We start from the raw sequence: 13100 nt of genomic DNA on the forward strand, positions 1-13100 counted from the left end.
TCGCCGGGGCATCCGTCGCCCCCGCGGTGCAGACTGGTCGCGTGACCGCCACCACCCCCGAACGCGTCGACCTCGTCGGCCGGTTCATCCGCCTGACGCCGCTCGCCGAGTCCGACCTCGACGAGCTGTACGACGCGATCGGGTCGGCGCGGGTGTTCGCGAGCGGGTACGGCGGCGGGCCGGCCGGGCTGCCCGGTGACGCGGCGGCGTTCCGCGAGTTCGCGCGCGGCTACTACCACTGGGGCGAGCGCGGCATCGCGTACGCCATCCGGCTCGAGGGCGGGGCGGATGACGGCCGCATCGTCGGCACCTCGACGCTCGGCGACTTCGAGCCGGTCAACGAGGCCGCGCACCTCGGCTGGACCGCGTACGACCCGCGCGTGTGGGGCACGGTCGTGAACCCCGAGGCGAAGCTGCTGTTGCTGGGCGCCGCGTTCGACCACGGCTTCGGCCGGGTGAAGCTGCAGGCGGATGCGGTGAATGCGCGCTCGCGCGCCGCGATCCTGCGCCTCGGGGCGACGTTCGAGGGCGTGCTTCGCCGGGTGATGCCGAAGCCCGACGGCACCTGGCGCGACACGGCCGTGTACTCGGTGCTGGCCGACGAGTGGCCGGGCGTGCGCGCGGGGCTCGAGGAGCGCATCGCAGCCTGGGGCGACCGGCCCGTCGAGCTCGCAGACTCCGCGGTCGACTGAGCTGGAAGCACACCGCATCCGGTCTGTCCACCCCCTCGCCACCCGCCGGAGGCCGACCTAGCGTCGAAGGCGAGACGCGCGCCGCGAGGGGAACAGGCGGCGCCCGCCGAATCAGGAAGGAGTCTCCATGGGAACGGACGACAAGGCACAGAACAAGGCCGAGGAACTGGTCGGCAAGGCCAAGGAGAAGGTCGGCGAGGCCACGAACGATCGTGAGATGCAGGCCGAGGGCAAGGCCGAGCGGTCCAAGGCGAACCTCAAGCAGGCCGGCGAGAACGTGAAGGACGCGTTCCGCTGACCCGCTGACCGACGCGCCCCGTGGGAGGAGCGCGTCACTTTTCAGGAAGCCGGGTAGCGGCCGCGGCGAGAATCGCCGCGGCCGAGCTCCGGGACGCATGGATCGAGCTGCAACAGCACCGACCCTGCAACCTTCCGCACCGGCTCCCGGTGCGACTCCTGAAAAGTGACCATCCCCACGGGGCGCTTCCGTGCGTGGGCGAGCGGATGCCCCGTGCCGACGTGCGCCCACCTGGCAGCCGATGCGCTAACATACCGAGCGGTCGGTTTTTTGCGAGAGGAATCACGATGGGGCGATTCGACGGCAAGGTGGCGCTGGTCACCGCGGGCAGCAGGGGCATCGGCCTCGCGACGGCCAGGCGACTGGTCGACGAGGGGGCGCAGGTCGTGATCACGGCCAGGAAGCCGGACGGGCTGGAGCAGGCGGCATCCGACCTCGGGCCCGCCGTGAGCTGGGTCGCCGGCCGAGTCGACGACCCCGACCACCGCGCCGAGGTGTTCGCCCACGTGCGCGAACGCCACGGCGGCCTCGACGTGCTGGTGAACAACGCCGGCATCAACCCGATCTACGGGCCCGCGCTCGAGGCCGAGCCGTCGGCGGTGCGCAAGATCCTCGACGTGAACGTCGTGAGCGCGCTCGACTGGTCGCGCGACGCCGTCGCCGCGGGCCTCGCAGACCGCAAGGGCGCCATCGTCAACATGGGGTCGATCTCAGCGCTGACCGCGAGCCCCGGCATCGCCTTCTACGGCGTCTCGAAGGCGGCGCTGCTCGGCCTCACCCGCCAGCTCGCCTGGGAGCTCGCCCCCGAGATCCGGGTCAACGCGATCGCACCGGCCGTCATCAAGACGAGCTTCGCCCGCGCGCTGTACGAGGGCCGCGAGTCGGAGGTCGTCGAGGGGTACCCGCTCGGTAGGCTCGGTGCGCCCGAGGACGTCGCCGCCGCGGTCGCCTTCCTCGCCTCGTCCGACGCGTCGTGGATCACGGGGCAGACCATCGTCATCGACGGCGGCGGCTCGCTCTCGCCGGTGCTGTAGGAGGCATGATGAAGGACTTCAGCGTTCGCGACCAGGTGCAGCAGGCGGCCGTCGAGCTGTTCGCCACCAAGGGCTACGCCACCACCTCGGTGCAGGAGGTCGTCGAGGCGGCCGGCGTCACCAAGGGCGCGATGTACCACTACTACCGCTCGAAGGACGACCTGCTCTTCGGCATCTACGAGCGGCTGCTCACCCTGCAGCAGGAGCACCTCGACGAGATCATCGGGCGGGGGATGCCCGTGGCCGAGACGCTCCGCGCCGCGTGCGTCGACGTCATCGAGACGTCGATCGAGTACCTCCCCGAGGGCACCGTGTTCTTCCGCTCGATGCACATGCTCACGCCCGAGCGGCACGACGAGGTCATGAAGCGGCGGCGGCACTACAACGACGACTTCGTCGCCCTGATCGAGCGTGGCCAGGCCGAGGGCGTGTTCCGCACCGACATCCCCCGCGCCGTGCTCATGGCGCACTTCTTCTCCGACATCCACTACCTCTCGCAGTGGTACAACCCGTCCGGGCCGGAGTCGGGCACCGAGGTCGCCGAGCAGGTCACCGAGCTGTTCCTCGACAGCCTGACCAAGGGCGTCGGCGCATGAGCCGGGTCTGGCAGGTCGTGCGCCACGGCGACCCGAGCGCGGCGCTCGAGCTCGGCGACCGCGAGGTGCCGACGCCCGGCCCCGGCGAGCTCGTCGTGCGCACCCGCGCCGTCGCGCTGAACTTCCCCGACGTGCTGCTCTGCCGCGGCGAGTACCAGGTGCGGCCCGAGCTGCCGTTCCCGCCGGGCATCGAGGCGTGCGGCGAGGTGGTCGCGGTGGGGGCGGATGCCCCTGAGTCGGCCGCCTTCGCCGTCGGCGACCGGGTCGTGGGCTCGCGTATCGGCACCCTTGCGGAGCACGCCGTGCTCGACGCGGCCGTGACCTTTCCCGCGCCCGACGCGCTCTCCGACGCCGAGGCGTCCGGGCTGATCATCGCGTACCAGACCGCGTACGTGGCGCTGCATCGCAGGGCCCAGCTCCAGGCGGGCGAGACCGTGCTCGTGCACGCGGCGGCCGGCGGGGTCGGCACCGCGGCCGTGCAGCTCGCGAAGGCGGCCGGCGCGCGCGTGATCGGCGTCGTGAGCTCGCCCGAGAAGGCGGAGGTCGCCCGCGCTTGCGGCGCCGACGAGGTCGTCGATCGCACGAGCGAGGACGTCATCGCCCGGGTCAAGGAGCTCGCGGGACGGCACGGCGTGGACGTCGTGTTCGACCCGGTCGGCGGCGACGCGTTCGACCAGTCGACGAAGGTCATCGCGTTCGAGGGCCGCATCGTCGTCGTCGGCTTCGCCGGCGGACGCATGCAGGAGGTCAAGCCGAACCATGCGCTGGTGAAGAACTACAGCGTGCTCGGCCTGCACTGGGCGCTGTACAACACGTACCGGCCCGACCTCGTGCGCGAGGCGCACGCGGAACTCACGCGGCTGGCCGCCGAGGGACTGATCCGCCCCGTGATCGGGGAGCAGGTCGGGTTCACGGATGCCCCCGAAGCGCTCGACCGACTCGCCGCTGGCGCCACGGTGGGCCGCAGCGTCGTGCTGGTCGACTGATCGACGTGGCCGACTGATGAGCAGGGCGACGCTTGGACGGCGACGACTGATGGGCCGAGCGCCGGATGGGCCGAGCGCGGATGGACGGCAACGACTGATCGCGGCGGCTCGACTGATGGGCAGGGTCGACTGATGGGCCGCCTCGACGGACGAGTGGCCCTCGTCACCGGCGCCGCCCGCGGTCTCGGTGCCGCGTACGCCCGCGCCCTGACCCGCGAGGGCGCGCGGGTCGTTGTCGCCGACGTGCTCGACGACGCCGGAGAGGCGCTCGTCGCCGAACTGCTCGGTGCGCGCTACCTGCACCTGGACGTGACCGACCAGGCGCACTGGGAGTCGGCCGTCGTCGACATCGTCGCCGAGGCGGGTCGACTCGACGTGCTCGTGAACAACGCCGGCATCGCCGATCGCGGCAGCCTCCGCTCGTACACGCTCGAACGCTGGCAGCGGATGATGGACGTCAACGTCACCGGCACCTTCCTCGGCCTGAAGGTCGTGTCGGCGGCCATGCGCGAGGCCGGCAACGGCGGGTCGATCGTCAACATCTCGTCGGTCGAGGGCCTGCGCGGCAGCATCGCCCTGCACGGCTACGTGGCGAGCAAGTTCGCGGTGCGCGGGCTCACCAAGTCGGCCGCGCTCGAGCTGGCGCGCGACGGCATCCGCGTCAACTCGGTGCATCCGGGCTTCATCGACACCGCCATGACCGCCGACATGGATCCGGCCGACGCCGGCATCCCCCTCGGCCGCCCCGCCGCGCCTGAGGAGGTCGCCGAGCTCATCGTCTTCCTCGCGAGCGACGCGTCGAGCTACTCCACCGGCGCCGAGTTCGTCGCCGACGGCGGCCTCACGGCCTCACTCCCGCACCACTGACCCCCGGGGCATCCTCCCTGCCCCTTTCTCCGCCCCTCTCCGCCCTGCCCCTATCTCCGCCCGCCCTCTGCCCCGGCCATGTACGCGGATGCGGAGTTCGCGGCCGACGCGCCGGTGACGGATGCCTCAGGGCGGCGTGTCGCGGGACATCTCCGCATCCGCGTGCATGCCTGGGCACGCATCGGCCCGCCGGCATCCGCTCGCAACCGCCCGTCGCGGCACGGCGGGCGTGCGAATCGTCGGAGATTCTCCGCGACACGCCGATGACGGATGCCTCGGGCCGGCGTGTCGCACGAAGTCTCCGACGGTTCGCACACGCGAGGGCCGCGACGGCCGTGGGGCCGCGCGTCGGCCCACCCGCATCCGCCCGACCGCCACGCGAGCCCCGATCGGCGGCCCTCGCGGGGAGCGCTCTCCACGGAACATACCGCCCAGTCGGTTTCTCTGCTACAGTGGCCGAACCAACGACCGGCGACACGATGAGGTGCCCATGTCCGTCGATGCTCCACCCGCCCGCGACGAGGCGTCCCCGCCCGCGGCGGACCCGCTGCGACTCGAGCACGTCACCGTGCGGTTCGGCGGCATCGTCGCGATCGACGACGCGTCGCTCGCGGTCGGCGCCGGCCACGTCGTCGGGCTGATCGGTCCGAACGGCGCCGGGAAGACCACGCTCTTCAACGTCGCCTGCGGCATCGTGCGCCCCCGCACCGGCACGGTCCGTGTCATGGGCGTCGACCGCCCCCGCCCGCACCGCCTCACCGGCCTGGGTGTGGCCCGAACCCTCCAGGGTCTCGGCCTCTTCCCCGGACTCACGGTGCGCCAGAACGTCATGGCCGGCCTCAGCCACGGAGCGCCCGGCGCGGCGGCGGGACTCGTCGGCGCACCCGCATCCGCCCGCTTCCTGCGCGAGGCCGCCGAGCGCGCCGAGGCAGCCCTCGAACGGGTCGGCCTCGCGAGTGCAGGCGAGCGGATGCCCGAGGCCCTGCCCTACCCCGAGCGCAAGCGCGTCGCCCTGGCCCGCGCCTTCGTCTCCGAGCCGCACCTGCTGCTGCTCGACGAGCCCGCCGGTGGCCTCGGGGCGGCCGACATCGACGAGCTCGCCGCCCTCGTGCGCGACTTCGCCGGCGGCGAGCACGGCCGCTCGGTGCTGCTCGTGGAGCACCACGTCGACCTGGTGATGTCGCTCTGCGACCGCATCGCGGTGCTCGACTCGGGGCGCATGCTCGCCACGGGCACGCCCGACGAGATCCGCGACGACCAGGCCGTCGTCGACGCGTACCTGGGCGTCGACGTCGACGGGGAGGATGCCGCATGACCGACACGCTCACCGCCACCGCTCGCGCCGACGCGCAGCCCGCGCCCCTGCTCGAGGTCTCCGGCCTCGTCGCCGGCTACGGGCAGGGCGAGGTGCTGCACGCCGTCGACCTCGCGGTCCCGGCCGGCTCGGTCGTCGCCGTCGTCGGCGCGAACGGCGCCGGCAAGTCCACGCTGCTGCGCGTGCTCTCGGGACTCCTCCCGGCGCAGGCCGGCACCGTGCGCTTCGACGGCGACGACCTCGCCACGGCGCGCGTCGAGGACCGCATCCGCCGCGGCATCGTGCACGTGCCCGAGGGCCGCCACGCGGTCGCCGAGCTCACGGTCGACGAGAACCTCCGCCTGGGAGGCCTCTGGCGAGGCGATCGCCGCGAGCTGCGCGCCGACGTCGACGCCGCCTACGATCTCTTCCCCGCGCTCGCCGCGCGCCGCACCAGCCACGGCCACTCGCTCTCGGGCGGCGAGCGGCAGATGCTCGCCATCGCCCGCGCGCTCGTCGCCCACCCGCGCCTGCTGCTGCTCGACGAGCCGTCGCTCGGGCTCGCCCCGCGCATCGTCGCCGAGATCCTCGGCACGCTCGCGCACCTGCGCGCCGAGCGGGGCCTCGCGATCCTGCTCGTCGAGCAGAACGTGCGCAGCGCCCTCTCCGTCGCCGACACCGGGGTCGTGCTGAACCTCGGGTCGGTCGTGGCCGCCCGACCGTCCGCCGCGCTGCTCGATGACGAGCAGCTCCGACACGCCTACCTGGGGTTCTGAATGGACGTCCCGATCCTGCTGCTCGCCGGCACCGGCCTCGCCCGGGGTGCGATCTTCGCCGCCTTCGCGCTGGCCCTGGTGCTCATCTGGCGCGCGGCCCGCATCGCCAACTTCGCGCAGGGCGCGATGGCCACCGTTTCGTGCTACGTCGCCTTCCACGTGAGCGCACTGACCGGCAACTACTGGATCGGCCTCGCGGCGGCACTCGTCTCGGGCGCGGTGCTCGGCTGGATCGTCGAGCGGGGCGTGATGCGCTTCGTCGACCGGTCGAATCCGCTCGCTGCCGTCATCGTCGCGATCGGCCTGGTCATGGTGCTCACCTCGACGCTCGCGATCGCGTTCGGGGCCGACTACCGGCCCATGCCGGCGCCGTTCCCGCGCGAGCCGATCCGCATCGGCGACGTGGCGGTCATCTCGCCGTACTCGCTGTTCGTGCTCGTGGTCGTGGGCGTGCTCATGGCGGCACTCGCGCTGCTGTTCACCCGCACGAGCGTGGGTCTCGCGATGCGCGCCGCCGCGTTCGCCCCCGAGGTGTCGCGCCTGAACGGCGTGCGCGTCGACCGCATGCGCACCCTCGGCTGGACCCTCTCGGCAGCGGTCGGCGGCCTCGCCGCGCTGCTGGTGATCCCCACCGAGCTCGGCCTCAACCCGCACGCGAGCGACCAGCTGTTCGTCTACGCGTTCACCGTCGCGATCGTCGGCGGGCTCGACTCCCCGGTCGGCGCGGTCGTCGCCGGCCTCGCGGTCGGCGTGATCCTCACCTTCGTCACGGCGTTCGCGGGCGCGACCTTCGCGCCGATCGCCATCGTCCTCATCCTGCTGGTCGTGCTGCTGGCCCGCCCGCAGGGACTGTTCGCCGCGAGGGAGGCGAGGGTCGCATGACCACCACCACCGAACGACCCGCCGACACGAGCGAGGCCCGCATGCCAGAACAGCGAGCGGATGCCTCCGGCCGACGCCCCGCCCTCCTCGGCACGGTGCGCGGGCGGTACGCCGTCGCCGCGATCGGCCTGGTGCTCGCCGTCGGCGCGACCTTCCTGCTCGACCCGTACCGCAACTACCTGCTCTCGCTGACCGCCGCGTACGTCTGCGCGACCGCGGGGCTCACCATGCTCGTGGGTCGCACCGGGCAGCTCTCGCTCGGGCACGCGGCCTTCATGGCGACCGGGGCATACGCCTTCGCGCTCACGTCGAACGGCCTCGCCGAGGCCGGCATCGAGGGCCCAGTGCTGCTCCTCGCTCCGTTCCTCGTGGCCGTCGTCGCAGCGACCGCGTTCGGCACGCTCGTCGGCGCCGCCGGCGCCCGCCTGCATGGGCCGTACCTCGCGGGCCTCACCCTCGCGATCGTGCTCGCCCTGCCCGCCGTGACGAGCACCTTCTCGGGACTCCTCGGCGGCGACCAGGGCCTGTACGTGCAGACCGAGCGCCGCCCCGAGGTGCTCAGCACGGTGATCGCGAACGAGCAGTGGCAGGCGTGGGTCGCCCTCGTGGCGGCCGCGATCGTGCTCGTGCTGCTCGCGCAGCTCGGGCGCTCGCCCAGCGGCATCCGCATGCAGGCCGTGCGCGACGACACGGCCGCGGCCCGGCTCTCGGGCATCGACCCGTTCCGGGTGAAGGTGCAGGCGTTCGCGATCAGCGCGGGCGCGGCCGGCCTCGGCGGGGCGGTGCTGGCGTACGTGACGCAGGCCGCGAGCCCGGGCGCTTACGGCCTGGCGTTCTCGCTGTTCCTGCTCGTCGCGATCGTCGTGGGCGGCACGGGCACCCTGCCCGGCGCCGTCTGGGGCGCGCTGCTGCTCGTGCTGCTGCCCGAGGCCATCGCCGCCGTCACCGAGACCCTCCCGCTTCCCGACGACGCCGTGAGCCGGCTCGACGGGAACCTGGCGGTCCTGATCTTCGGCGCCCTGCTCGTCGTGATCATGATCGCCGCACCGCGCGGCATCCAGGGGGCGCTCGTCGCCCTGCGGGGCCGCATCCGCTCTCGCACCACCCGCACCACCCGCACCACGTCCACCTGAACGCGCACCACCACACCGCATCATCCGCACCGCGTCACCATCACCGCGTTGCCCACACCGAGAGAAAGGGTGTCGACGATGACACAGCACACCACCAGATGGATCGCCGCGCTCGGCGCAGCGGCCCTCGCCGTACCGGCGCTCGCCGCGTGCAGCACCCCCGGGGACGCCGCGCCCGGCGTCACCGAGGAGTCGATCGTGATCGGCACCCACCAGCCGCTCACCGGCCCCGCGGCCGCCGGCTACGCGTCGATCTCCGCCGCCACGCAGGCGTACTTCGACTACGTGAACGACAACGGCGGCATCAACGGCCGCACCATCGAGTACCTGGTCAAGGACGACGGCTACAACCCGGCCGAGACCCAGACCGTCGTGCGCGAGCTCGTGCTCGAAGACGAGGTCTTCGCGATCGTCGGCGGCCTCGGCACGCCCACGCACAGCGCGGTGCTCGACTTCCTGAACGACAACGAGGTGCCCGACCTCTTCGTGGCATCCGGCAGCCTCGCCTGGGACCAGCCCGAGGCGTACCCGATGACGTTCGGCGTGAACACCGACTACACCCGCGAGGGCAAGATCCTCGGCGCGTACGCGGCGGAGGAGTTCCCCGACGGCACGTACTGCTACCTCGGTCAGGACGACGACTTCGGCGAGGACTTCTCGGCCGGCGTGCTGCAGACCCTCGGCGCCGACTTCGCCGAGTCGCAGGTCTACACGGTCTCGAACCAGGACGTCTCGGCGCAGGTCGTCGCCATGCAGTCGGCCGGATGCGACGTGGCGTTCCTCGCCTCCATCCCCGGGTTCACCGCGCTGACGATCGGCACGGCCGCACAGCTCGGATGGTTCCCGCAGTACATCACCGCCAACCCCGGCGCCGACTACCCGACGCTCGCCGAGTACCTGGGCGAGTCGGCCCCGCTGCTGCTCGAGGGCTTCATCTCGTCGAACTACCTCGGCGCCGCCGGCGACGACAGTGACGAGTGGGTGCAGCTGTTCCGCGATATCAACGACGAGTACGGCGACCCCGACGTGTTCAACGGCAACACCGTCTACGGCATGGCGATCGGCTACCTGACCGCCGAAGCGCTCGCCAAGGCCGGTGACAACCCGACCCGCGAGTCGCTGCTCGAGGTCGTCGCCTCGGGCGAGCTCGTCGGCAGCGGCGTCGTGCCGCTCGCCTTCGGCGCCGACAGCCACTCCGGCTACGCAGGCGCGCAGATCACGCAGGTCGTGAGCGGCGCGCAGGTGCCGATCGACGGCTCGCCGTTCGTGACCGACTCCGGTGACGGCCCGGTCGAGGTGTACGAGGGCGGCTCGGCCCCGATCGAGAACGACGGCATCCCGGTCGGCTGACGCCGGTTGAGCCGAGCGGATGCCCCTGAGCTGCGTGGTGGCTCAGGGGCATCCGCTCGTGCCCTTGGACATGTGAAGGAGGTCCACCATGCGTGGAGTGGTCATCCACGCCCCCGGCGACGTCCGGGTGGAGGAGCGCGAAGATCCGACCATCATCGACCCGACCGACGCGATCGTGCGGCTGACCGCGACCTGCATCTGCGGGTCGGACCTGTGGCCGTACCGCGGCATCGAGCCGGTCGACCACACCCCGATGGGGCACGAGTACGTCGGCGTGGTCGAGGAGATCGGCGCGGACGTGAAGACCCTCAAGGTGGGCGACTACGTCGTCGGGTCGTTCGTGATCTCCGACAACACGTGCGAGATCTGCCGGTCGGGCTACCAGTCGCAGTGCGTGCACCGCACGTTCGTCGCGCAGATCGGCACGCAGGCCGAGAAGGCGCGCATTCCCTACGCCGACGGCACCCTCGTCGCGACGCCGGGCGAGCCGACCGAGGAGCAGGTGCGCCACCTGCTCGCGGCCTCCGACGTGCTCGGCACCGGGTGGTACGCGGCCGTGGCCGCCGAGGCAGGCCCGGGCAAGACGGTCGCCGTCGTGGGCGACGGCGCGGTCGGGCTGATGGCGGTGCTCGCGGCGAAGCAACTCGGCGCCGAGCGGATCATCGCGATGTCGCGCCACCCCGAGCGGCAGGCACTCGCCCGCCACTACGGCGCGACCGACATCGTCGAGGAGCGCGGCAAGGCGGGCATCGCGAAGATCAAGGAGCTCACCGACGGGCTCGGTGCGCACTCCGTGGTCGAGGCCGTCGGCACGCAGGAGTCGTTCATGCAGGCGGTAGGCGCCACCCGCGGCGGCGGCCACCTGGGCTACGTCGGCCTGAACTACGAGGTGCAGATCCCCGGCATCCGCCTCTTCTTCGCCGGCATCCGCGCCGAGGGCGGCCCGGCTCCCGTGCGCCGGTTCCTCCCCGACCTCATCCGCCTGATCTGGGACGGCGCCATCGACCCCGGCAAGGTCTTCGACCTCACCCTGCCGCTCGAGGAGGCGGCCGAGGGCTACAGAGCCATGCACGAGCGCCGCGCCACCAAGGTGCTGCTCACCCTCTGACCACGCCGCCGCGTCGATGGATCGAACCATGCAGGCCCCCGCGCGAGTTGCATGAAACGGCCGACGCGCGAGCGACCCGCCCACTCGTAGCGTCGCCTCCATGGAACTCGCGACCCTCGCCGGCACGGTGTCGACCGTGCTGTTCGCCACGGCGAACCTGCCGATGGTGGTCAAGGCGGTGCGCTCGCGCGACCTCGCGTCGTACAGCCTCCCGGCGCTGTGGATGGGCAACATCGGCAACCTGTTCCACACGTTCTACGTCGTCACGCTCCCGTTCGGGCCGGTCTGGGTGCTGCACGGCTTCTACCTGGTCACGATGCTGGCGATGCTCGCCATGTATCTGCGCTACCGGGTAGGCTCCCGGCATGACCGACGCCAGCGTCATGATCGACGCGGCGCGCCGGGCCCATCGCGACGCGAACTGGCGTGACGCTCGAGCGGGGTTCCTCGCGGCGAACGCCGACGGCGGCCTCGCCCCGAGCGACCTGCGCGCCCTCGCCGCGAGCCAGTGGTGGCTGAGTGACATCGACGGATGCCTCGTGTCGCTCGAGTCGGCCTACCGCGCGTCGCGCGCGGAGCATGACGAGGTCGCCTGCGCCGACACCGCGCTGCTCATCTCGTTGCTGCGCCTCACGCGCGGCGAGCTGACCGTCGGCACGGCCTGGGCGCGTCGCGCGCAGAAGCTGCTGGCGGATCGCCCCGACAGCCTGTCCCACGCCTACCTCGCCTACTTGGAGGGTGCCAGCGGCATCGCCGCGGGCAGCGAGGACCTGTGGACCGCGGAGTCGGTCGCGCGACTGCGCGAGCTGGACGACGCCCTCGACGACCCGGCCGTCGGCGCGATCGCCGCCGTGGTCGAGGGCATGCGCGCGATGCGCTCGGGCGACGCGGCGGGCGGGTTCGGCAAGCTCGACGAGGCGATGCTGGCGGTCGTCGGCGGTGACGTCGCCCCGGAGTGGGCCGGGGACATCCTCTGCATGACCATCCACGCCTGTTACGAGCTCGCCGACTACCGGCGCATGGCCGAGTGGACGCACGCCACCGAGGAGTGGTGCGCCGGATACGGCGCCGACGCGGTCTACGTCGGCGTGTGCCGCGTGCACCGCCTCGAACTGCGTAGCGCCGGCGGCGACTGGACCGAGACCGAGTCCGAGCTCGAACGGGCGTGCGCCGACCTGCAGTCCGCCGACCCCTGGGTCGCGGGCGAGGGCTGGTACCAGGTCGGCGAGATCCGGCGGCTGCGCGGCGACGTCGCCGGAGCCCGCGCGGCGTACGACCAGGCCCGCGAGCTCGACATCGACCCGGCACCCGGCGAGGCGCTCCTGCACCTCGCAGACGGCGACGGCGAGCGGGCGTGGGCGCTGCTCACCTCCGCCCTGATCGGGCGCGACCGCCTGGCCCGCGTGCGCCTATTGCGCGCAGGAATCGAGGTCGCGATCGCCACCGGCCGTGAGGCTGATGCCCGCGAGCTGCGCGACGAGCTCGTCGCCGCGGCAGAGGACTTCGGCACCGACGGCTTCCGCGCCTGGGCGGAGCACGGCAGCGGCATGGTCGCACTCGCCGAGAGTGACGCGACCGGCGCGGTGGAGGCGTTCCACCGCGCGCTGGGCCTGTTCACCCGGCTCGGGCTGCGGTGGGAGCAGGCCAGCATGCGTTCGTGGATCGCCGCTGGCCTCGACGCGCAGGGCGACGCCGCCGCGGCAGCGCAGATGCGCGCGGACGCCGCAGCGGCGTTCGATCGCCTGGGCGCGTTGCCGGTCGTCGTGCAGAAGCGCCCGGAGGCGCCGCGCACCGGCCCGCTCACCGAGCGCGAGGGCGAGATCCTGGCGCTCGTCGCGCAGGGGGCATCCAACCGCGATGTCGCGACCCGGCTGTTCATCAGCGAGAAGACCGTCGGCCGCCACCTGGCGAACATCTACCTGAAGCTCGGCGTCGGCTCCCGCACGGCCGCGGCCGCATGGTGGCGGGACGAGACCGACGGTTCGTAGGCCAAGGGGTCGCGGGCCCGGCCCAGCAGCCCCGCCGACCGCCCCGTGCATCACGCTATGCAGACCGCCGCCCACGGATGCATGATTCGGCCGATG

Annotated in this window: 13 protein-coding genes and 1 pseudogene; all 14 read left to right on the top strand. The window is 72.5% G+C overall.

The window, feature by feature from the left end; genetic code table 11:
- The first annotated feature begins 41 nt into the window (after positions 1-41).
- The 14 genes and pseudogenes from QMG39_RS08775 to QMG39_RS08840 all read left to right on the top strand — a co-directional run bounded on the left by QMG39_RS08775 (position 42) and on the right by QMG39_RS08840 (position 13004).
- A complete protein-coding gene (locus QMG39_RS08775) occupies positions 42-692 on the top strand; it encodes a GNAT family N-acetyltransferase (protein WP_281884096.1) in 651 nt (216 codons plus the stop codon).
- A gap of 127 nt (positions 693-819) precedes the next feature.
- Positions 820-990 carry a CsbD family protein gene (locus tag QMG39_RS08780; protein ID WP_281884099.1) on the top strand — a complete coding sequence of 57 codons (171 nt, stop codon included), beginning with the start codon at positions 820-822 and terminating at the stop codon, positions 988-990.
- 287 nt (positions 991-1277) lie between these two features.
- Positions 1278-2024: an SDR family oxidoreductase gene (locus QMG39_RS08785; protein ID WP_281884101.1), complete on the top strand. Its 747-nt coding sequence runs from the start codon at positions 1278-1280 to the stop codon at positions 2022-2024.
- Between the two features lie 8 nt (positions 2025-2032).
- On the top strand, positions 2033-2620 hold the full coding sequence (locus tag QMG39_RS08790; protein WP_281884103.1) for a TetR/AcrR family transcriptional regulator: 588 nt from the start codon (positions 2033-2035) through the stop codon (positions 2618-2620).
- Entirely contained in the window at positions 2617-3606 is a 990-nt protein-coding gene (locus QMG39_RS08795; RefSeq protein ID WP_281884105.1) for an NADPH:quinone oxidoreductase family protein, read from the top strand. Before QMG39_RS08790 ends, QMG39_RS08795 begins: the two co-directional genes overlap by 4 nt.
- A 132-nt stretch (positions 3607-3738) precedes the next feature.
- Positions 3739-4473: an SDR family oxidoreductase gene (locus QMG39_RS08800; protein WP_281884107.1), complete on the top strand. Its 735-nt coding sequence runs from the start codon at positions 3739-3741 to the stop codon at positions 4471-4473.
- Positions 4474-4963: 490 nt separating this feature from the next.
- A complete protein-coding gene (locus QMG39_RS08805) occupies positions 4964-5788 on the top strand; it encodes an ABC transporter ATP-binding protein (RefSeq protein ID WP_281884109.1) in 825 nt (274 codons plus the stop codon).
- Positions 5789-5889: 101 nt separating this feature from the next.
- Positions 5890-6543, top strand: a pseudogene (locus QMG39_RS08810) (ABC transporter ATP-binding protein); the annotation flags it as partial.
- Positions 6544-7425, top strand: a complete 882-nt coding sequence (locus QMG39_RS08815; protein WP_281884113.1) for a branched-chain amino acid ABC transporter permease — start codon at positions 6544-6546, stop codon at positions 7423-7425.
- The gene (locus tag QMG39_RS08820; protein WP_281884115.1) at positions 7422-8558 is read left to right on the top strand and encodes a branched-chain amino acid ABC transporter permease; all 1137 of its coding nucleotides are present in this window, start codon (positions 7422-7424) and stop codon (positions 8556-8558) included. The genes QMG39_RS08815 and QMG39_RS08820 overlap by 4 nt, the downstream gene beginning before the upstream one ends.
- Positions 8559-8636: 78 nt before the next feature.
- Positions 8637-9908 (top strand): ABC transporter substrate-binding protein, encoded by a 1272-nt coding sequence (locus QMG39_RS08825; RefSeq protein WP_281884117.1) that lies wholly within the window; start codon positions 8637-8639, stop codon positions 9906-9908.
- Between the two features lie 88 nt (positions 9909-9996).
- Complete coding sequence (locus QMG39_RS08830) at positions 9997-11016, top strand: zinc-dependent alcohol dehydrogenase family protein (protein ID WP_281884119.1); 1020 nt, start codon at positions 9997-9999, stop codon at positions 11014-11016.
- 100 nt (positions 11017-11116) lie between these two features.
- Positions 11117-11446, top strand: coding sequence for a hypothetical protein (locus tag QMG39_RS08835; RefSeq protein ID WP_281884121.1), 330 nt, complete (start codon positions 11117-11119; stop codon positions 11444-11446).
- Entirely contained in the window at positions 11382-13004 is a 1623-nt protein-coding gene (locus QMG39_RS08840) for a LuxR family transcriptional regulator (RefSeq protein WP_281884123.1), read from the top strand. The genes QMG39_RS08835 and QMG39_RS08840 overlap by 65 nt, the downstream gene beginning before the upstream one ends.
- Positions 13005-13100 lie beyond the last annotated feature (96 nt).

This window comes from Agromyces rhizosphaerae (genome assembly GCF_027925245.1).
GTDB classification, from domain to species: domain Bacteria; phylum Actinomycetota; class Actinomycetes; order Actinomycetales; family Microbacteriaceae; genus Agromyces; species Agromyces rhizosphaerae.